This window comes from Microcoleus vaginatus HSN003 (assembly GCF_022701255.1).
In the GTDB taxonomy this organism is placed as follows: Bacteria; Cyanobacteriota; Cyanobacteriia; order Cyanobacteriales; family Microcoleaceae; genus Microcoleus; species Microcoleus vaginatus_B.
The window spans coordinates 5564670-5586156 of record NZ_CP031705.1 but is presented as its reverse complement, the minus strand read 5'-3'; the positions used below and the strand labels follow the sequence as shown (position 1 = coordinate 5586156).

At 46.7% G+C, this 21487-nt stretch carries 16 protein-coding genes; 7 read left to right on the top strand and 9 right to left on the bottom strand.

The features are described 5' to 3' along the window. Nucleotides 1-107: 107 nt before the first annotated feature. Nucleotides 108-1370 carry a methionine adenosyltransferase gene (gene metK / locus D0A37_RS24140; RefSeq protein WP_242718244.1) on the bottom strand — a complete coding sequence of 421 codons (1263 nt, stop codon included), beginning with the start codon at nucleotides 1368-1370 and terminating at the stop codon, nucleotides 108-110. Between the two features lie 302 nt (nucleotides 1371-1672). On the opposite strand from metK, the gene D0A37_RS24135 reads away from it, so the two are divergent. Together D0A37_RS24135 and D0A37_RS24130 are read left to right on the top strand one after the other, a co-directional pair. Beyond that, nucleotides 1673-2377, top strand: a complete 705-nt coding sequence (locus D0A37_RS24135; RefSeq protein ID WP_242718242.1) for an AAA-like domain-containing protein — start codon at nucleotides 1673-1675, stop codon at nucleotides 2375-2377. A 27-nt stretch (nucleotides 2378-2404) separates the two neighbouring features. Then, nucleotides 2405-2818 carry a GGDEF domain-containing protein gene (locus tag D0A37_RS24130; RefSeq protein WP_242718240.1) on the top strand — a complete coding sequence of 138 codons (414 nt, stop codon included), beginning with the start codon at nucleotides 2405-2407 and terminating at the stop codon, nucleotides 2816-2818. Nucleotides 2819-2910: 92 nt separating this feature from the next. On the opposite strand, the gene D0A37_RS24125 is transcribed toward D0A37_RS24130, so the two are convergent. Both D0A37_RS24125 and D0A37_RS24120 read right to left on the bottom strand, forming a co-directional pair. After that, the gene (locus tag D0A37_RS24125; RefSeq protein ID WP_242718238.1) at nucleotides 2911-3258 is read right to left on the bottom strand and encodes a rhodanese-like domain-containing protein; all 348 of its coding nucleotides are present in this window, start codon (nucleotides 3256-3258) and stop codon (nucleotides 2911-2913) included. 119 nt (nucleotides 3259-3377) lie between these two features. Further along, the gene (locus D0A37_RS24120) at nucleotides 3378-4007 is read right to left on the bottom strand and encodes a hypothetical protein (RefSeq protein ID WP_242718236.1); all 630 of its coding nucleotides are present in this window, start codon (nucleotides 4005-4007) and stop codon (nucleotides 3378-3380) included. A gap of 195 nt (nucleotides 4008-4202) precedes the next feature. Between D0A37_RS24120 and rpsD the strand changes: the two genes are divergently transcribed. After that, complete coding sequence (rpsD, locus tag D0A37_RS24115) at nucleotides 4203-4811, top strand: 30S ribosomal protein S4 (RefSeq protein WP_193975783.1); 609 nt, start codon at nucleotides 4203-4205, stop codon at nucleotides 4809-4811. Between the two features lie 235 nt (nucleotides 4812-5046). Here the strand turns inward: rpsD and D0A37_RS24110 are convergent, their stop codons facing one another. From D0A37_RS24110 to D0A37_RS24095, 4 genes are all read right to left on the bottom strand, one after another. Next, nucleotides 5047-6249, bottom strand: coding sequence for a catalase family protein (locus D0A37_RS24110; RefSeq protein ID WP_242718234.1), 1203 nt, complete (start codon nucleotides 6247-6249; stop codon nucleotides 5047-5049). A gap of 395 nt (nucleotides 6250-6644) precedes the next feature. Next, on the bottom strand, nucleotides 6645-9407 hold the full coding sequence (locus D0A37_RS24105) for a phospholipase effector Tle1 domain-containing protein (RefSeq protein WP_242718232.1): 2763 nt from the start codon (nucleotides 9405-9407) through the stop codon (nucleotides 6645-6647). 167 nt (nucleotides 9408-9574) lie between these two features. Continuing rightward, nucleotides 9575-10894, bottom strand: a complete 1320-nt coding sequence (locus D0A37_RS24100) for an IS4 family transposase (RefSeq protein ID WP_242725472.1) — start codon at nucleotides 10892-10894, stop codon at nucleotides 9575-9577. 1004 nt (nucleotides 10895-11898) lie between these two features. Further along, on the bottom strand, nucleotides 11899-13341 hold the full coding sequence (locus D0A37_RS24095) for an MFS transporter (RefSeq protein ID WP_242725727.1): 1443 nt from the start codon (nucleotides 13339-13341) through the stop codon (nucleotides 11899-11901). Between the two features lie 709 nt (nucleotides 13342-14050). Here D0A37_RS24095 and cbiD point away from each other — a divergent pair. The 4 genes from cbiD (at nucleotide 14051) to D0A37_RS24075 (ending at nucleotide 18814) form a co-directional block, all read left to right on the top strand. Beyond that, entirely contained in the window at nucleotides 14051-15214 is a 1164-nt protein-coding gene (gene cbiD / locus D0A37_RS24090) for a cobalt-precorrin-5B (C(1))-methyltransferase CbiD (protein ID WP_242718230.1), read from the top strand. A gap of 335 nt (nucleotides 15215-15549) precedes the next feature. Next, a complete protein-coding gene (gene guaA, locus D0A37_RS24085; protein WP_445242440.1) occupies nucleotides 15550-17163 on the top strand; it encodes a glutamine-hydrolyzing GMP synthase in 1614 nt (537 codons plus the stop codon). Nucleotides 17164-17546: 383 nt separating this feature from the next. Then, the gene (locus D0A37_RS24080; protein ID WP_190659239.1) at nucleotides 17547-17762 is read left to right on the top strand and encodes a hypothetical protein; all 216 of its coding nucleotides are present in this window, start codon (nucleotides 17547-17549) and stop codon (nucleotides 17760-17762) included. A gap of 62 nt (nucleotides 17763-17824) precedes the next feature. Further along, entirely contained in the window at nucleotides 17825-18814 is a 990-nt protein-coding gene (locus D0A37_RS24075; protein ID WP_242718228.1) for a pirin family protein, read from the top strand. Nucleotides 18815-19015: 201 nt separating this feature from the next. Here the strand turns inward: D0A37_RS24075 and D0A37_RS24070 are convergent, their stop codons facing one another. Both D0A37_RS24070 and D0A37_RS24065 read right to left on the bottom strand, forming a co-directional pair. Beyond that, nucleotides 19016-19591 (bottom strand): TIGR04376 family protein, encoded by a 576-nt coding sequence (locus D0A37_RS24070; protein WP_242718226.1) that lies wholly within the window; start codon nucleotides 19589-19591, stop codon nucleotides 19016-19018. A 186-nt stretch (nucleotides 19592-19777) separates the two neighbouring features. After that, nucleotides 19778-21019: a hypothetical protein gene (locus D0A37_RS24065; protein WP_242718224.1), complete on the bottom strand. Its 1242-nt coding sequence runs from the start codon at nucleotides 21017-21019 to the stop codon at nucleotides 19778-19780. Nucleotides 21020-21487: the final 468 nt, after the last annotated feature.

The window sequence follows — 21487 nt, the reverse complement described above, 5'->3', positions numbered from 1 at the left end:
CCGCCTATATTATTTATGGATAAGGTGCGGAGTACGCACCCTACATTCATTGGTAGCACCCGATCTTATTTATGGATAAGGTGCGCGGCGCGCACCCCCAAATCGTACTATCCAGCTACTCCCGACAACTTCTGGCTCAAAGCTTCTTTCAAAAGTTCCGCCTTATCAGTTTCCTCCCAAGGCAAATCTAAATCAGTGCGTCCGAAGTGACCGTAAGCCGCCACATCTTGATAGAAACGGCCGCCTCTTTCAGCAGGCAAATTCTGTAAGTTAAATGCCTGAATGATTCCCGCAGGACGCAGTTCAAAATGCTGCTTCACAACTTCCAAAAGGCGATCGTCATCAACTTTTCCAGTGCCAAAAGTTTCAATCATCATGCTAACAGGCCGCGCAACGCCGATCGCGTAACTCAACTGCACTTCGCACTTTTGGGCCAAACCAGCCGCCACGATATTTTTAGCAACGTAGCGACAAGCATAAGCTGCGCTGCGGTCTACCTTGGTGGGGTCTTTCCCAGAAAAAGCACCGCCGCCGTGGCGGGAATAGCCGCCATAGGTATCCACAATAATTTTGCGGCCCGTCAAACCCGAATCTCCTTGAGGCCCGCCGACCACAAATTTGCCGGTGGGGTTGACAAGGAAGCGAGTTTCTGCATCCGGCTTCACGCTAATATCGGCAAACACCGGTTGAACGATCGCAGTCCACAGGTCTTCTTTGATCTTGGCTTGAACAGCCGCTGTGTCTGTGATGTCGCCGATCGTTTCAGTGTGCTGCGTAGAAATTAAAATCGTATCTATGCCAACAGGTTTGCCGTCCTCATAGATGACTGTAACTTGGCTTTTGCCGTCGGGACGCAGGTAAGATAACTGGCCGGTTTTGCGGACTGCTGCCAGTTGACGGCAAATCCGGTGCGCTAAACTGATCGGCAGAGGCATCATTTCCGGCGTTTCGTTGCAAGCAAAGCCGAACATCAAACCTTGGTCGCCAGCGCCGATTGCGTCCAACTCCTCTTCACTCGATTGTTCCCGGCTTTCGTGGGCTGTGTTCACCCCTTGAGCAATATCGGGAGACTGAGAATCAAGAGCCACCAACACTGAGCAACTATTGGCCGAAAAGCCGTTGTCAGCGTGGATGTAGCCAATATCGGCTATTTTTTTCCGGGCTAATTCTATGTAATTTACCTGAGCTTTAGTGGTAATTTCGCCCGTCAGCAGCATTAAGCCGGTGTTGACGACAACTTCGGCTGCGACGCGGCTTTTGGGGTCTTCAGTCAGTAAGGCATCTAAAATCGTATCTGAAATTTGATCGCAGATTTTATCGGGATGGCCTTCAGTGACCGATTCAGAGGTAAACAGGTAGCGACGTGACAATGATTATTTCTCCTTTGATGGGGACTCTTCCTGCACGACATCTACGACCGACGAGTTATTTTTCCGGTAAAGGCCAAGAATGATCGCGTCTGGGCTACCGTCGAATTTTTGTCGATCTGCAGAGCCGTGTTGAAGCAGGGTTTGAGACTGGGTAAAGTGACACTACTATAGCAAAGTCAGTTCCGGGAAGTCCCTAAAAAGTTAGATTTTTTAGGATTGTCGATCGATCTTGGACACCGCTGGTCTAGCTCCTAACCTGACAAAGGTAAGATACAGTCAGGGTATCGCCTTGTGCAAGGACTATGGCAGGACTCGAAAAATCACCAAACTCGATCCAAACAGTTGCCGAGCTAGATTTTCCCGGCGGCCCCATACCGCTTGACTCTTCATTTTATATCGATCGCTCAGGGGCCGAAGCCCTGGCCTGTGCAGAAATTAGCAAACCCGGAGGCCTTGTTCGCATTAAAGCTCCCAAAAAAATGGGCAAAAGTTCGCTGATGCTGCGGATAATTGACGCGGCAGTCGATCGTGGATACCGCACAGTAACTTTAGACTTTCAGCAAGCCGACACAGCGGTTTTTGGTAGTTTAGATAAATTTTTACGCTGGCTTTGTGTCAATGTCGCTCGGCAACTCAAACTCGAACCAAATATTGATGACTTCTGGGATGAAGATATGGGCAGCAAGGTAAGCTGCACTATTTACTTTGAAAACTATTTGCTCGCACAAATTGACAGTCCTATTGTCTTGGTGATCAACGAAATAAATCGAGTATTTGAACGCACCAATATTGCTCAAGATTTTCTGTCGATGATCCGTTTTTGGTACGAACAAGCTCGCGCTAGCCCAACTTGGCAAAAACTCCGCACCGTGGTTATTCATTCGACAGCAATTTATATTGATTTGAATGTTAATCAATCTCCATTTAATGTAGGAAGACCGATTAAACTCTCAGAATTTACTGCGGAAAAAGTCCAAGATTTGGCGGGCAGATACGGACTAAACTGAAGCGATCGCGATCCGATACAGCAATTAATGAACAATGATACCTACGGACATCAAGCAGGAGATGAGTGTTTGCGATTGGTAGCTCAGACAATTCGCCGATCGCTCCAGCGTCCTGCTGATGTAGCTGCTCGCTACGGGGGCGAGGAATTTGCTGTGATTTTACCTGAAACTGATGCGTCGGCGGCTGTGGTTGTTGCCGAACAAATTAGAGCGAAAGTGAAAGATTTGAATATTGTTTTTAACCCGGAGAGCCTTGACGGTTTGCCTAATTCTGTGGTAACGATTAGTTTGGGAATTGCCAGCGTTGTTCCGAGCGAGGAAGATGATGCGACAACGCTGCTACTGGCGGCTGATGAGGCTCTTTATGACTCGAAAAGGCAGGGGCGCGATCGGCTCACTATGAGTACGCTTTTAAATTTTCGATTGGCTGCTGTTAATTAGCTCATTCTGGGGGAATATAATTCGTTTCTACACATACAAAGTCCGCCCGCGCGGACTCTGAAGAAAACGAGAGTTAAGAAGTGGATTTGATGTTAATAGCGGGGGACGGTTCGATCGACCACCATTGAGTAAGCATCAATGCCACCAACGATATTTTTAACGTTGGTAAATCCTTGCTGGGTTAACCAATGGCACATTTGAGCCGATCGCACTCCGTGATGGCACAGAACTAGGGTTTCTGTGTCGCGATCGAGTCTAGCGTCAATTTCACCAGACCATTCGGCAAACTCGCTCAGCGGAAAAGCTACAAATCCCGGCAGCGCCGCGAGTTCAATTTCGTAAGGTTCCCGCACGTCTACAAGCTGCAATTTCTCAGCATTGGTTTCTGCTAATTGGCGACCTAATTCTTCGACTGTAATTTGAGCAAAAATTTCTGACATTTGATTAGGAAAAAGTAGTCATCAGTCATCAGTCAACAGTCAACAGTCAACAGTCAACAGTCATCAGTCATCAGTCAACAGTCAACAGTCAACAGTCAACCGTTAACAGTCAACCATTATTAATTGAGGGGCAAAGGCGGTGGAATTAGCTCCACAGGAGGGGTAGGTGCAGGGCGCCCGTCGAACTGGCTCACGCTGTCGCTGGGGTCAAGACAAGTGGCGATTAACCGGTCAGTGGGAAAGTCGAGCCTGCCGCTCAAACCGACTACGCATTCAGCAAACTGTTGTGGCAATAAACTGCGGCGGCATCCATCAAGCACTACCAGGGGAGCCGCAGGTTGAGTTCGACTTTTGCCGTTAATATTCACTACGCAACTAGCCAATTCCTTGGGACGCCTCACCCGCCGACAGCTAGAGAGCGCTTCGACACCAGAAATATTGGTTTTGCGGTTGATTTGAAGGGCGCATCTAGATATGTCGCGGGGGCGGAGGGCGTCAGCACAAGCGGCGGCGGCGGCCTCTGCTCCCACTCCGGCGTCGATTAGTTCCAGGGCGCAGACGCGATAGGGATTCCTAGAGCGAGGGATTCTAATAGTGATGGCTGAGGCTGGTGAGATTGGCAGTGCTGTGGCTAACAAACCAAGTGCTGCTAGCTGCGTGCCGAGAGCCAAAATCCAGCGCGCGGTAGGGCTTGAGCCTGTCGGTGCTGGCTTTGGGGAAGAAGTGCGGGAGAAATTGCGGTTGTGCATGGCAGATCGAGTAGTGAGTTTTTTTGGCTGATTGGGGCGATCGATCGATCGGCTTTTCCTTCAGAATTTACCGCACATTATGGATCGCCCGGCGGTCGATCGTTTTTTATCGATCTTTGTTGGAATTTTGACCGTTACCAACCTATAATATAGAGTCTGCATAAAATTGCATACAGATATTAGAGAGGAAAATAAATGTCTCGATATCGAGGCCCCCGATTGAGAATCGTCCGTCGCCTGAAAGAGTTGCCGGGTCTAACCCGCAAAACTCCCAGACGAGATTATCCGCCTGGACAGCACGGTCAAAACCGCAAAAAGCTCTCTGAGTACGCGGTTCGCTTGCAAGAAAAGCAAAAACTCCGTTTCAATTACGGTGTGACGGAACGCCAACTGCTCCGTTACGTCCGCAAAGCCCGCCGTGTCACGGGCTCCACAGGTCAAGTGTTACTGCAATTTTTGGAAATGCGCTTGGACAATACTGTGTTTCGGATGGGAATGGCTCCAACCATTCCGTCCGCTAGACAATTGGTAAATCACGGTCACATAACTGTCAATGACCGTGAAGTCAATATCGCCAGCTATCAGTGCAAGCCTGGTGATGTAGTTGCGGTGAAAAATAGAGAGCGCTCGCGCACAATGGTAGAAGCTAATCTCAAAGACCCAGGCTTGGCTCACTTGCCGAATCACTTGGAATTTGATAAGCAAAAACTAATTGGCAAAGTTAACGGCGTTATCGAACGCGAGTGGATTGCTCTACAGATTAACGAACTGCTAGTGGTGGAATACTACTCACGGCAAGCTTAAGTTATTAGTCCTCAGTCGTTGGTCATTAGTCATCAGTTGGTTGCTAGCACAATAATTAATAATTGGGTACGAACCCAGTTATTGATTAATTGCTACTGAATAATGAGGACTAAGGACTGAGCACTAAAAATTAATAATTTTCAACACTCCCACCCCTAAAAAGGGATGGGATTTTTTGAAGGTTTCGCTTGTTAATATCGTTTCCGGAATGATGTCCCCGACAAAAATTATTCCCTTAAAATGTTTCTTCTCCGGTTGGTTCTTGGTGGACAAGACCTCGCTTTTGAAGCCGATAATTCGCTACAACTGGGTAAACAACACCGCGTATCCGATTGATCGCGCCTACTGGACGATGGACGGCCAAACCGTTCCAGGGAGAATATCTCAGGTTTTCGTTGAAATCAGATTGTTTTTCAAAATCAATAATCTGATGCTTGACGGTGAGACGACCTACTCTCAAGAAGGGTGATTCCTTTTCCTTCCAGACATTGATGCCATCGTCGATCGGCATTTTTAGGCTGGTTTGGAACTGAATGCCAAAATCCCAACAGTATTGAGCGTCAGGTTTCGCCAGGGCTTGAATTAGGTCATCCCGGTAATAATTATCGGGTTGATTGGGATCTAAACCCAAGGCTTTAGCGCGATCGACAAAGGGCATTTTAGGAATTCCCGGTCTAGATTGTTCTGGAATTATGTCGTGCGGTGGTTCGCATGAAACCGGAGTAAACCCATACTTAATTACAGCCGGATATTCGACAGGAACTAGACCAGGCTGCGAGGGATCGAAATCGGGATTGAGACCCAAAGCAGAGGGTGAACCGCTCCAATATTTTGCTGTTAGCAAACTCTTCGGAGTCCGGCTACCCGTAAGCGTTGACACCGCTAGAAAGTGTCTGGGATGTCGCATTAGCCACTTTTTCAATGTATCTGGTGATTCCACAGGAGCAGAAAAAAAGCCGTAGTAATCTTTGATGGTTTGGCTCACAAATATCTCTGAATTGTGAACAATGATGTCCTGGGTTTTTGACTCGTGGCTTTGCGCCAGTCGTTCCCCTTCCACCCCCATGACTTTCACTGAAATTGAGCGCGAATCTCGGGCGAAATCATTGGCTACTTTGGTAGCCCCGTTAGCAAATAGCAACCAAACAGGATAATGTTTGGGTTTTGCTAGCAAACCTTGCTTAAGGGAAATCGCATTCAGTTGCGAAGAACTTAACGAAGCGCGTTTGCCCAATTCCCGTTTAATCGCTTCCTCATCAAAGTCAAAAATTTCCAGAGTTCCTTTAACGCAAACATGAGTTTTGGCGTGAGTATCTCGCAGTGCCCGCTCCTTAACCCCGTAAAGATTATCCATCCGAAGCTTGGCTTGCTCAACCAAAAGATCGTAGTATTTGAGCTCGTCCTGTTCTGGATATTCGGTAAATAACTTCTTGCTCATAAATAACCTTTTAAAAGCTGATTGTGGGGATAATGGTTGGCATTTTCCCGTTGTAATTTACCTAATTTTTAACGGGATGTCTAGGGCTCTCAGGTTTAAGTTGTTCGCGGTTCATTGCGTAATTCTATAAGCCACGAACAACTCACCACTGGGACTGTCGGCTATTATTAGACATCTCCAACAATTATTGTGGGGAGTAGGGGTAAGGCATCTTGCCTGCCCTTGAGTGGCTTTTCTGGAGAGGTCTATTAGACCTCTCCAATAATTATTGTGGAACAGGCATCCTGCCTGTTCAAGACTGGCTTTTCTGGGAGGTCTATTGAACTGAAGCTATACATTTAAAAGAAGGGCGTGCACTTCACAATTTGTAACCCAACTTTATTTCAGTCACCTCGTTAAGCTCGTTGCCAACCCTCATTATAGAAAGAAACTCTGTACTCTTTGCCGGGAGGAACATTACGATTCAACACCTGCGAGAGGGTCTTGGTATTCATAACCTCTTCCCAACCTACAGGTGAAAAAGTTTCTGGATTAAACACATTTTCGGCTAGCAGAGGATTAGTGAAAGCTTGAGAAAAGGCATCAATTCCTATCAGTCGTCCGACTAAAGGAGGTAAGGCTGAATTTGCCCGCAGATCTTCTGCGTAGAGTCCCACATACAACTCAATGTTGTCTACGTGACCGTACAATCGTTTCAATTCTTTTTGGACATCTTCAGTGCTAGTAATTTGAGCAAAATCAGTCACCCTTGGATACTTACAGAGTTCGCGGTAATCGTTGTAGCTTCTTAATTTCGCCGCACGACCTGCACGAATACTGGCGGTCTCGGTTGGAATTAGGAACTCAGGCGTATTAAATAAACTCAATTGCGCTGCGGGTTGGGAACAAGTTTCTTCAAACATAGCTCCCAAACCCTTGTTGATAATCATATCATTGTTCCACATCGTCTCCGGCATAGACATTTCTTTGCCGTCATGGATCAGCTTATCGGGCAGCATACTATGCCAACGATAAACTAAAGTAAACTCTACCGACATCCAATTGGTGCGATACCATTTTTCATGATTAAATGCTGGGGGATCTGTGAAGAATTGGAAGTTATAGGGAGTAATGTGGTTGATATAATCCTCTAGCACAATTTTCAGAAACTCTGCCATCACTATATTTCTGGCGGTTTGGAAAAGGCGTTCATCATCCCAAGTTGGATAGTTTTTTGCCAAGAGGTCGCACACGCGATTATGTTCTCTTAAGCTAAGAACATTGAGCATTACATAGCCCACTTGCACATTGACACGCTCTAACTCTATCCCCATTACAAATAATTTTTTTCTTTTTTCATAGGGGATTTTATCCGATTTTTTTTCGTTTTCCCCGACCATTAGATGCGGAATTCCTGTGAATTCTTCCTTAGGCTGTCCGTTGTCATCATAATAAAAAGGAGGATATTCTTCGCCATTAATAATTTGGCTTTTTAGCTTTCCTCCTTGATGAGATCTCAGCAGGCGAGTAATATTGGCGTTCAACCCATAGACGTTACACAGATCGATTTGGTGGTTGGAACTATTTCTGCGCTGATCTAGCCGATCTGTCCGCAGGAAACTGTCGGTAAACCATTGCACGAAATAGGGAAAAATCAGAGAGGATTTGGGCGAGTATTTAGTCTCTCCTCTTTTGCGATACAAGACCTCTAGTTCCTTGACATCAGGAAGATTTTTTTCAAAATTATCTGTGGGTGCTAAATTAACCCCTATGTAGTTTTTATTCGTTAAGGGCTTCCAATCAGTAGGCGGTAGTTGGAGTCCCGAATAAGTGCGATCGTTTAACGAATCCCAAGAGGTGTAGGGAGACATGGCACTAAAAGGATAGGGGCGAGTTGGAATTTTGAGAATGGCATTGTTAATCAGAGTTTTGTTAACTTTTTTGCTCAGCCCCTCGTTGCTTTGAATGAAGTTCCAAAACGGTTTCAAGTTAGTTAAAAGGAAAGTCTCGACTTTGTTTTTAAATCCGTCTCTTGATGTGTCTCTTTTTGAAGACATAGAGGGGTTTATTTGTGAAGACATAATTGTTTGTTCTTTGGGTTGTGGTGGATTCGATTGATTGCTAACCGTCTCTTCCGGCAGCTTGATAAATTCTTCTATCTCCTCTTCAATTGGATTTAAGTTTGAGTAAAAGCTTTTTAGATTCTTGGGGCGGTAGTCTTTTCGGCGTTCCAAACGCTTGATCCCGCTTTCATGAAGATTCTCAATGGCATCGCCTACATCGCGGAACTTAATTCCTGCCAATTTGAAGACCCCAGGATCGTTTTTAAAATCAATCTCATAATTAGGATTGATACCTGTGGGAATGACGCTTGGATCAAATTCAATCCCCAATCCAAGGTTGCGGGTTGAATCCAACATCCACTGCAAGGCTGGATCTGATAACCCGCTGTATTCTTCTGTTCCACCCCCGATGCAGCCATGTTCTCCTGGAAACCAAACTTGAATAACCCGCTGGTTCTCAACATCAGGATTTTTTTTCATCGGGGTAACATCAAAGATTTCACGAATTTCGTCGATCGCCACGGCGTGCAACGCATTCTGAACTGACTGATTTAAAGTGGTGTCGTGGAATCTGTATCTCTTATTGAGCTGTTCGTGATACTTCTTGAAGGCGGGTAGAGTAGGAATACCAAGGGCTCCAACGGTGTCGAAACAACCAAGTAAGGTAATCGGGACGCGATCGCCATAATCTTCACGGTAATTGGCTGCTACCCGATCCTTTGGTTTAATGTCTCGGTTACGGTAAAGCTCGTAAGCTTCTGATGCCCTGGTAATATGAGGGCGGGCTAGAAGACCGGAGCAATAAATCATCCCGGCTAGACTCCTGACTGTGTAAGCACCGCGACTGAACCCGAATAAATAGATTTCGTCACCAGGCTGATAGTTGAGAGAAAGAAAACGATAGGCATCTTGTATATTTCTACCGATTCCTAGTCCAGTCGCTCCGCCCAAAATCTTGTTACTATCCGATCCAATTCCCTCGTCATAAAACACGATCTGCGGAACCCCGTCACTGGCGGTCGATTTCACTGCCTGGGCAAGCTTAATCACATTACTTGGGTAACTACTATTTAGTTGTTGCCAAGTTCCATCACAGCAAACAATCAGACGTTTCATTTTTTAATTCTCTCTATGAATCTGAAATTTGAGAGTGAGCTGTCTTTGGTAATCGGTTACTTGAGATTGCCAATTCTCCTTTTTGTATCGCGTCAGGCGCTCCCCGCTAGTTTTTGGCTCGAAATTGTTGTTATGTGGCTGGGCAATCTTTAGTCATTGGTAACAAGTTAAGGCTGCATGGCAGTTGTCAAGGGGATTTCCATAGCAGCCTTAAAGAAAAATTGCTCAGGGTCTCGCTGTCGTTCTGGAAAAGGCGCGACAATTAACTTAATATTTGGTTTTCGTTGTCGTTTAACAATACCTAAATCTTGATTTTCTCTGGAAGTGAAATATGAAATCGGGTCCGTTGCCTTACCTTGTTGATGGGCGACGTAAAAATGGTAAAGACCGCGGTAAATCATTTCTAACGAGATGGCATCTATTGGCAAACAGAGTTGGTCAGCAACAGTATCACCTAAATCGACCAAGACAGCATAAAATAGCCAAGTGGCCCAAATTTGTAACTGAATACCGTTGAGAGAACCCGTCCACAAATAACTTAAGCCCAAGAGTCTTTTAACGGTATTAAAGGCTTCTTCAATTCGCCACCGCCTGCGATATAAATCTGCCACAACGTAGGGAGGTAATATCTTAGGGTCAAGTACACTTGTTAAATAAGAATGCCAGGTGTTACCCGAACGAACCTCAATCAAACGTAAGGTGATATATGGCGTTTTTGTGGTTCCTGAACCCAAACGGATTAGACTATCTCGGAGGTCGTAACTCTGGGTGAATACTTGCTCGATTTTAATTGAGGCTCCTTTTTTTAACCGAGTAATTAGGTGAATCTCTCGTTCGATTAATTTGAGCCAAAAGCTAAAATGATAGAAACCCCTATCCAGTAAAAGTAATGTTTGGCCTTCAACCAATTGCAGAATATTTTCTTCTAACTTCACATCAGAAGCTTTGGGATTTTCCAGAAACCAAATTTCGACAGGCAGCCTGGTCATTAAATCTATAACTGTTGCCATTTTCCCGGCCAACTGCCCTTTGGGCAAATCTTCCAGGCTTTTGAGCTTGCAAAATAATGCTTCGAGGGTCGAGCTATCTACTATCCAAACTCGTGAAAATTTCCGCAAGGTAAATTGAATGCTTTCTGGTAGGGGTCGTTGATTTCTCTGGTGCCAAGATGTTCTTAAACTCGGTAATAAATTTTTGAAGACTCCCTCAAATAGTTGAGCTGGAAAACTTAAAAATCTTTGAGACATTGCTTGTTGAGTGACAGTTGTGGGTCGGCACCACAAAAAACCTTCTCTTGCCAGCATTCTTGTGAGTTCTGTCACTCCCGCCACGTCTCGCCACAGTAAAGTTAATACCGCTGCTACCATCAACGGTAGGTTAAGAATTCTCCCTCGTAAACCCAGTTGACGGTAGTAATTTTCTTGTGAGGTGATGGCTGGTGTAAGTAATGCCGATAGTTGCGAGGCAATCACCTCGTCTTCCACCATCGGTCTGGTGGTTTTTTTGGCATGGTCACGGTTGGTTTTTTGACTCTTAGCCATATTTACTGACCTACACAATTGCTCAATTTTTTGTCAATTCTATCGTTTGATAATACCAACGCCCGCAACTATCATGCGGGCCCGCAACTACCAGCGCTTGCCCGCAACTACCAGCGCCGGCCCCCAACTACCAGCGCCGGCCCCCAACGCCAGTCGAGTACACCACTTATTAATAATGATAATCGCTGTCGGTGGGATAGTCCGCCGTATTCAGACTATCCCACCTTTACCCCCTTGTTTGATTATCATTATTATTCAATTATCTTTCTATACAAAGGAGTATTGACAAAATTTACTCCCTTCTAAGTTGTTACCAATGATCTTTAGTTATTTCGATTCTCAGGATATTAGTCCCACAATACCCTATAGTCTAGTTGGCTGTATTAAAATGTTAATTTTATTTATATTTATACAACTAAAATATTTACAGCGTGAAATAGTAGCTTTGGTTCTGGGAAAATCCTCGATTCTCCTAAAACGTAAAAAATTCAGAGCGTGAAATAGTAGCTTTGCTTCTGGGAAAATCCTCGATTCTCTTAACAGAAGTAGTGATCCGAGGCCCTCGGTAACAAACCTTTAAACACATTTACGCTCTGCCTTGTCAGCTTTTAAAATAGCTATATTCGATCGATTTGTCAGTTGGCTGCAAGATAATAGTGAGGTATTTGGCGCACAAATATCAGATTTGGGCGATGTTTGATATCAATTCCGGTGGCACCGGAATTATTGTTGACTGTGGACTGTTGACTGTTGACAGTTGAGTCGGGGTCGAAAAACTGAATGGTTGAGTGTTAACTGTTGACTCGATTTTATTATTCCGATGCAACCGGAAACGATATGAGGTTGAATTTGGTTTCAGTCACTCTCAGCTTTTCTGCGATGTGCTTGAAGTTTTTAACAATCTGTGGGTTTTTCTGGTTTCTCGATCGGTAAATTTGTGCGAAAATTTCCTAGCCGCGGTTTAAATTGAAACGTCCCAAAGTGGGGACGATCAACCGCAGCGACTGGCTACGAGGTTCTCGCACCAAAACCAAAGGCACAAGGGCAATCAAGCGAACACCAGCCGAGAGGGCAAACACTGCTCCCAAACTCATGCCAGGAAGTTCGGCAAGAAAGCCGCCGGCGGTAGTTCCCAAAGCCCCAGCTACTCCCGAAACTGCTGCGGCGATCGCAAAATAAGTCGAAGGTTGCTCGATCGACGCTATCTCCATTTGAATATTGTTACTACACAGCGCGATCGCGCCTAAAGTCGTTCCCCCTAGCAAGTGCAGCAGCGGCAGCCATACCCAGAGGGCAAACGGGTAATTGCCCGTACCCAACCACAGCAAAGGCGTTATCGCCACCACCAGCCCCACCGCAATTAGCAGGGGGCGATTTCCCCAGCGATCGGCCAACTTGCCCCAAAACATCAGCAGCAGTAGATTTGCGCCGGAACTTAAGCTGGTGTAAATCGTTACCAAACTCACATCCAAGCTTAAATCTTTCAGCAGGTAGATATTAAAAAAAGGCGCGCTAAGATTGACAGCAAATGTCCACACACTGAAGTAAAGAATAAACATTAAAAAATTAGAATCTTTCAGCACAGAAGGCACAAAATCTGTTATTTGCTTTTCTTTTTTCTCTGTAAGTCGATCGCTCTGTGCATCTTTTTTGTATACCTGGGGATTCACATCAACCATGAAGGATTGACACACCAAACTAATCATTCCCGCCAAAACACCCACCAATAAAACAATACCATAGCCAAAAATTGGACCGCCCTCCCAAGTTGACACTCCCAATCCCATCAGCGGCACTCCCAGCAAAGTGATCAGGCTGACAGCACTGTTGCGAAAGCCAAAATAGCGTCCCCGCAAGCGCTGAGGAACCACAGCAGCCATCCAACTGAACCAGCTAGAATTGGCCAAAGCTGCCAGCACACTCGCTGCTACGACTGTTACCAGCGTCCATTGCAGCAGTTGGTGGAGGTCTGCGTGCTGGGAACCCCAAACAATTGCCACCGCCAGCGCCAGCCACAGCAGCCGCGACGCGGCGAATACAAATAGGTTGTACCACTGGCGGCTGGTTGTGCGATCTGCGATGTAGGCTCCTAGTGGTTGCAGGAGATTTACCACCATCGGAATAGCAAAAAATATACCTATTTCCACGCTACTCGCGCCGAGTTGCAGCAAAAAGTTGCTCAGCAGCACGCCGGTGGTCGCCGACTCGAAGATAGTGGCAAAAACACCGTCGAGAGTTGAGGCTTTCAGGGTTGATCGAACGTCTTTTTTAGAAAATTTGAGAGCTGTTTTTGCAGAGAGAACGAGCTGAAAAATTTTCGGGTCTACTATTTCTACTATTTCTGGAGTCTGAAAAGATAGAGGTTCATTTACCTCTGCAACGGGTTCAACCATAGTCAATCGATTTTAGATTTTAGATTGTTGATGCGAGGATTGAAGTAATAAGGTTAGATAAAACCAGTCCCACCTTCAAGAGGCTAGCTCGAAAGTAGGACTGGCACGTCCGGGTAATTCATATCAATATAAATGACTGGCAATCGCTAGGACATCAACCGCTTGGGAGATATAAATTTGGTAATTGTAAAAAAGTAGGTTGTAGGGCTTAACCAAGAAGCGATCCCAGCATTTCGCCTGCCAAAAATTGCTCAAATTCCGCCTCAAACAAGTTCCCCAAAGACCAAAGCAAATTTAGCGCCCGATCCTCGACTCGCCTCTGGCACCTTTACGGCTAGCTAAATCTCTAGAATGAAAGACGATCGACTTGCCGAGTAGACCGGCTAACTATTGGTACCTAATTCCTGGAATCCGTTTGTTCAGTCCAAGCAATCGCGATCGAGATTCCGGGTTTTTTGTGAAAATCGCCCGCACGTGCCCGTAAGGCTTCAGAGTGGGTTATTGGCGATCCTCTACGAGGGCTCCGCTAACGCACCTCAACAAAAGTGTGGCTGAGATCGGGAACTGCTAGGAAAAAATTCTTACTTGACAAAAATTACGCTAACTGATGATAATAGCAAACCTTAAAATTAAGCTTAAATGTTTGAGGGGCATCACTCCTACTGCGTGATGTCATCTTCCGCAAATTTACGGATTTCTGCATTTGATCGTGACAAAAACTCAACCTTTATCCGGCTATACATTGCCAGTATTTGCCTGTGCGGCCGCACTTGCAGCTTTGCGGTGCTTGCGTGAGGGTATCCAGTCTGTTGATAGCGTATCAGTAAATTTACTGGAACCCCAAATAACGGCAGAAATTCCGATCGAACAGGCGTCTGTACTCAAAACTGGTACCGCTTTAGGAGTGACTCGCTCCGATCCGGGGGACAATCTCGATCTGACTCGCAATACCCCCGTTTGGGCAATGGTGGAATTGGGGAATTGGGAAGAGGGAGAGAGGGAAAGCGGGAGAGAGGGAGAGAATCGGGGAGAGGGAGAGCAGATTGTGATTCTCGGCGGTGAAGGTATAGGGCGTCACACAGTCGGTGGAGGAGCCGCAATCTATGATTACGCAATGCGGCTGTTGCGATCGAATCTGAGCCAAGAACTCGCAGGGGGAGAAAAAATTACTGTCACCCTAATTCTGCCATCTGGGCGGCAACTAGCCGCCCGCACTTCTAACGAAGCTTTCGGCGTGGTAGAAGGACTTTCGCTGCTGGGTACAACTGGCATTTCTCAACCGCTGAGTGCCCCTGGACAGTTGGAACTTTACCGCGAACAATTGCAACAAAAAGCAGAAGTGTTTGACACTTTAGTATTCTGCATCGGCGAAAACGGATTGGATTTGGCGCGACAACTGGGGATTAATCCTGAGAGGCTCGTCAAAACCGCTAATTGGCTCGGCCCGCTGCTGGTAGAAGCAGGATGTCAGGGGGTACAGTCAATTTTACTGTTTGGCTATCACGGGAAACTGATGAAATTGGCTGCGGGGATTTTTCACACTCACCACCACCTCGCTGACGGGCGCAGGGAAATTCTCACAGCTTACTGTGCTAAGGCTGGAATGCCCGCCGATGCGTGTTCCGCAATTTTTGCCGCAGCGACAGCCGAAGAGGCTCTCGGGCAACTGCGGGCTTTAGACGCCGAGTTTGGGAGCAATTGGGTCGATCGAATTTACGGCGACATCGCCCGACAAATAGACTTGCGGTCATCGGATTGCATTTTTACTCACACTAACTTGCACATCCCCGTGGGATCGGTGATGTTCGGGCGCGATCGCAAAATTATTGTTAAAAGTGATATAGGAGATACATTTTTGACCCAAATTTGTTAATGTAGTGTGAATATCCCTGAATTCTGTTTAAAACATCGCTCAGGGATAATATTTAACAAGTAATAATTCTTTGTCCCTAGACCTTAATTATACTAGGTTGCTTGGGGACGCAGTTTTTGACGACAGAGTTCAATTAATTAGGGTAAGGATTGAAGTAAATCTATGCTTGCCCTCGACCCTATTAATCGACTACGAGCGCTGACTGCAATCTAGTATAAATAAGATTTATTCCTAGCGACTAATGCTTGCTCGCCTTCCTCAGTCTTGTAGTGAAGCGGCGACAAATACCTCCCCTACTTTCTGCCCAATTAGCAATTAGCAATTACGCAATAACCGTGACTACTCAAATAAAAACTGAATCAGACCTCACAAAATCTTCTCTGGGGCAGAGCGATCGCCAGATGATCGTGATTCTCGACTTCGGTTCGCAATATTCCGAACTGATTGCTCGCCGCATTCGCGAAACTCAAGTATATTCAGAAGTTATTTCTTTCCGCACTACGGCAGAACAGTTAAAAGCTATCAATCCTAAAGGAATTATTCTGTCAGGAGGCCCGAGTTCTGTATACGATGAAAGAGCTCCCCAATGCGACCCAGAAATTTGGAAGTTGGGAATACCGGTGTTGGGAGTGTGTTATGGGATGCAGTTGATGGTAAAGCAGCTCGGAGGAACGGTTGAGCGGGCTAAGTTAGCCGAATACGGCAAGGCATCGCTATTTATTGACGATCCTACGGATTTGCTGACAAATGTCGAAGAAGGCAGCACGATGTGGATGAGCCACGGAGACTCGTGTTCCGAGTTGCCGTCGGGTTTTGAGATCCTCGCTCACACGGACAATACTCCGTCTGCTGCTGTTGCTCACCACGATAAAAATTTGTACGGCGTTCAGTTCCACCCAGAAGTCGTTCACTCGATCGGGGGAATAGCTTTAATTCGCAATTTTGTTTACCACATTTGCGAGTGCGAACCGACTTGGACGACAGCTACTTTTGTGGAGGAATCGATTCGCGAAATTCGCGCGCAAGTCGGAGACAAACGTGTTTTGCTGGCTCTATCCGGTGGTGTAGATTCTTCTACTTTGGCTTTCTTGCTGCACAAGGCGATCGGCGACCAACTTACCTGTATGTTTATCGACCAAGGGTTTATGCGGAAGTATGAACCAGAACGGTTGGTAAAATTATTTAAAGAGCAATTCCACATTGACGTTGAGTATGTTAATGCTCGCGAACGCTTTTTAGCTCAACTTGAAGGGATTACCGATCCTGAAGTAAAACGCAAGCGGATCGGTCACGAATTTATCAACGTATTTGAAGAAGAATCGAAGCGTCTGGGCCCCTTTGACTACCTCGCACAAGGTACTCTTTATCCTGATGTGATTGAGTCGGCTGACACTAATGCAGACCCGAAAAGCGGCGAACGAGTTGCTGTTAAAATTAAAAGCCACCACAACGTCGGCGGTTTGCCGAAAGATTTGCGATTTAAGCTGATTGAACCGCTGCGAAAACTGTTTAAGGATGAAGTGCGAAAAGTCGGCCGATCGATCGGGCTTCCCGAAGAAATCGTGAACCGACAACCTTTCCCTGGCCCGGGATTGGCGATTCGGATTATAGGAGAAGTTACCTCCGAGAGACTAAATATTTTGCGGGATGCTGACTTCATTGTTCGCCAAGAAATTAACCGACACGGATTGTACGGTGAACTTTGGCAAGCTTTTGCAGTTTTGCTACCGATTCGCAGTGTAGGGGTGATGGGTGATCAGCGCACTTATGCTTACCCGATCGTCTTGCGATTTATTAAGAGTGAAGACGGGATGACGGCTGACTGGGCGCGGGTTCCTTACGATTTGTTGGAACTGATCTCGAATCGGATTGTGAATGAGGTTAAGGGAGTGAACCGGGTGGTTTACGATATTACTTCTAAGCCACCGGGAACGATCGAGTGGGAGTGATTTGTAGTTAGCGATTAAGTAGGCGGACTAATTTTTTTGTCTGTCTACTTATTTTGATTTGGGATAAAAAGTCAACAGTCGTTACTTGTTGAGAATTGGTTGAAGAAGAGGTAGCTCTTCCGATGAAGGTCTGAAACTTTTGCACAGCAGGAAGTTCAGACTCGTGAAAGACGAAAATTATCACAGTGTGACAGTCCAAGAGCCGAATGTGGGTTGTAATTGTTCCACCGCTGCATTGGTTTCAATGTTGTGACTTCGATCACTGGTAACACGGACTTGGTTCACCCAATATTCTCAGTATTATCACGGAAAAAAACCAGCACCATCACTTGCTCTTAGAAGAAACCACGAGATGATTAAGGTGTCGAGTTCAAAATAATCTCATGTTTCAAGTTAATCTTCTCCCCGGCGCTATCAACGAATTAATTGCCACTGTCACCGATACTCACCGCGTTACCAAGGCTGACCGGTACGGCATGATGGCCGCCATCCTCGATGAGTCCATCAGTGAAGAAGAACGTGGCTCACTCGATCGTCTGATTCGCTCTCTGGTCAAAGGTCGCATTCAAGTCAGTGATGAACTCTCCATCGTCTCGTAAGCAGAAAGCTCCTTGAGAACTCGACACTCTAAAAGAGCTTTCTCTTGGGAAAGTTTAGACCAGTGACTGATATTGCGATCGCCCTCTACCAGGATAGCTTTTTGTATAATGCACTTTTGACATACACAATTAGCGTTCCCAACTTCATAAACATTATGAGGGATACGATCCAGCATCTCATTGAGCCACACATTCAAGATTTGGGTGGATTCCAAGCCCGCCGCCTGCTTCCCTCAGACGTTTTAGCACTGGTAGGCCCGTTCATCTTTTTTGACCATCTCGGCCCTGCGGTGTTTCCACCCGGCCGGGGCGTGGATGTCAGACCGCATCCGCACATCAACTTAGCAACCGTCACCTACCTGTTTGAAGGGGTTTTGCTGCATCGTGATAGTGTGGGCAGCGTTCAAGAAATCCGTCCTGGTGCCGTGAATTGGATGACAGCAGGGCGAGGCATTGTCCACTCCGAACGCACGCCTGACGACGAGCGCAGCAAAGAAGCCATCCTGCATGGCATTCAAACTTGGATAGCACTTCCCGATGAATACGAAGAAACCGACCCCTGGTTTCGGCATCATCCGGCAACTCAACTGCCTGCTTGGGAGGATGCAGGAGTTTCATTCACCCTAATTGCGGGTGAAGCCTATGGTCGTACTTCCCCAGTTCAAATATTTTCACCCATGATTTATCTGGACGTGCAACTGACTCCTGGCAAGCAATTTACCTTACCGGGCAATTACAGCGAACAGGCAGTTTACAGCGTAACAGAGGGGCTTTTGATCGATGGAGTGCCTCTGGAACAACATCGGTTGGCAGTTATCACTTCCGGCACTGAAGTAAACATTTCTGCTTCAGGCAAGGCTCGTTGTATTGTGATTGGCGGTGAACCTGTTGGTGAGCGGCATAAGTGGTGGAATTTTGTTTCGAGTCGCCACTCGCGCATTGAGCAAGCTAAACTCGATTGGAGAGAGGGACGGTTTGCTGAGGTTCCTCAAGAGACAGAGTTTATTCCGCTGCCAGAAGAGCCACCTTCTCAAGCAGAGCAACCGTTGTGAATAACCGCAGCGATTTAAATTAAAAAACTGTTTGTTGATTCAGAATGCCTCTTTTTTACTCGACTCTTAGCAGATATTATTCCAAAATCGGCGTTGCTTAATCAGGGTATGAAAAAAATCAGTTGGAAATCGGGAAGCTTTGTGGGTACTGGTTTATATGACTTGCATATTTAGCCTTTCATACCGTAAATCAGCAACGCCCTATCGGCTTATATTCCGCTTCATTTGATCTAGTTCTTCGTCTGCTTCCCAGCGTTGAAACTTTTCCTCTAAAGGATCTGCCGCATTAAAACTATTATAATTTGAACTCTGATTCCAACCCCTTGTATCCCAATTTGGCTCTGTTTTAGTGGTAGGGCGAGTTGCAGCTTCGGCGGCTTTTGCTCGGACTTCTTTTCGCCGTACTTGAATTTGGCGGTACAGTTCTTTGGCTTTTTCAATGCGTTCTTTGCAGCCTTGCATTTGACCCCAGCGCTGATTTCCCTGACGCAGCAAAGCGGCTTGCCGCTCTTGGGCGGCTTGAGCTAAATCGAGCCTTTGAGCAGCTTTAGCTTTGTTGATGCGATCGTTCCAACGCTGAATTTCTTGGGCTGCGGAGAGAATTTCGGCTTGCAGTTTTTTCTCTTGTTTTTGGATATCGAGAATCAGCCGCAGAGTGTCTTCTTCTTGTTCCTTCAGTTGTTCTTCTATTGCCTGCAATTCCAGATGGGGATTGCTGCGTAAAAATTCTTCTAATCGGGTTTCTAGAAATCGGCTGAAATCGTCAAATAAGCCCATTTTTTATTAGTCCTATGTTATTGGTTATTAGTTATTAGTTATTAGTTATTAATTATTGGTTATTTGTTGTTAGTTGTTAGTTTTTCGCAGTTGAGATTCCCCAGTGATTAATTTATTAGCTACTAAGAACTGACAACTGACAACTAACAACTGACAACTAACAACTAACAACTAACAACTGACTAATTAAAATTTCTGGCCGACAAAAACCGATCGCACATCTCCTCCCTTGCGAATCACTGCTTCTTGATTTTTGATTTCTGCGAGCGTCCAACCGCTAGCGCCAATGCTTTCGCCGACATAAATTCTGCGGGCTACGCCCTCTACTTCAAACAAAGCAGCCGATCGATCGCCCAACTCCAAAATCCCTACCAGCGTGTGCGCGGAAGTGGGGGCGCTGGTGACGGCCGGTGCCGATTGCTCGGGCGCGGGCGCGGGCGCGGATTGCTGGGCTGGGGGCGCTGGTGCCGGTTCGGTTTCGCGAGCCAAAATCTTCGGTTCGGGAGACTCCGAGGGGGAAGGGGAAGCGGCGAGGGGAGATCGAGTGCCTGCAGCGGCGAGCGCACGACCGGAGCCTGGAGCAGCAGGCGAGGGGGAAACTGCAGCGGTTTGAGGAGCAGCCGGAGCAGCCGGAGCAGCCGGAGCCGCAGCTACCGGAGCAGCCGGAGCCACAGTCACCTGAGCGGGGGGAGGGATGACTACGATTTGGGGTGCAGGTGCTCCAGGCTGGGCGCCGGCTTGTTCTAGGGCATCGGCGATGCGGTTGACTGCGGTGGAAAGACCTGCGGTTGCCGGCGGCGCACCGGAAATTGAAATGCTCGGCAGCGTCCCTGGGGTGGGGGCTGCGGGAACTCCTGCAAGTTGGGGGTTAGCTTGGGGTGCTTTTTTTTGTTCGATCGCTTCTAGGGAGCGCTGCACGTATTCGACAAACGGGGTGTCTGGTGCTGTTTTGCCACTTGCTACGGGCGTCTCTGGTGTAGGGGCGGCGGGCAAGCGCACGAGTCCCGACCTGCTTGCCAACCACAACCCCATGACTAGCAGCAGCGACCCAAATGCTGCTCCCAGCAGCATTCTGTCGAATGATTGTTTGGACTGCTGTTTTTTGGCTGTTTCTAGGGCGACTTGGCGGGCGATCGCTTCTACGTCTTTTTCGGCTCGCGGAGGCTGGGGCGCCAACTGCGACAAAACTATTGGAGGTACCGAGATCGACCTGAGCGCCACGAATTCTGGCTGCACCGGCTCGGATGGCAGTCCGTCACTGCCGTCGAATGCTTGATCGACTCCTTCAAACAGTTCGTCCATCAACCGATCGGCGTAGGACTCTACTGCCACTGCTTCGGCTGGCACTGTTTCGACGGTCGCAACCACGGAGATCGGCTCTGACGCTGATTCCAAAGACATCTGTTTGGCGATTACTTTTTGAGGCATAGTTTTCTCTGATTCGCGCTGCTCGACAACCCTGAGACTCTTAACTTTTGACTTCTACAGGATAATCTTAAAATTTACCTTAGTTCCCCTTAATAGGTGAATTGTACCTCACCGATCACCAAATGTTTAGTCTTCGGCCAACTTACTTTGCCCTATCGACTTTTGTTTTACCTGTTTTGGGTCTTTTCGCCCCTGTTTTCTGCTGCCAGTCTTATTTGCTCACCCTGACCTTTAGTGCATATTCTACTGCTTTTGTCAACCCCAACCTCCGGGGCGTCGCAGTTCTTGACACACAGCTTTACTTGAGGCTCTCGCAAATAAAGCGGGTTTTTTGTCGCTGTTTCCGAGCGGCTTACAGATTTAACAAGGATTTCCGACTTTTATTCGTCTTAAGTTTGTTGGTCAATTTGCTTGACAGTAGTAAGCTGATACGCAGCTAGATTGTATAATATAAATATAAAATAAGCG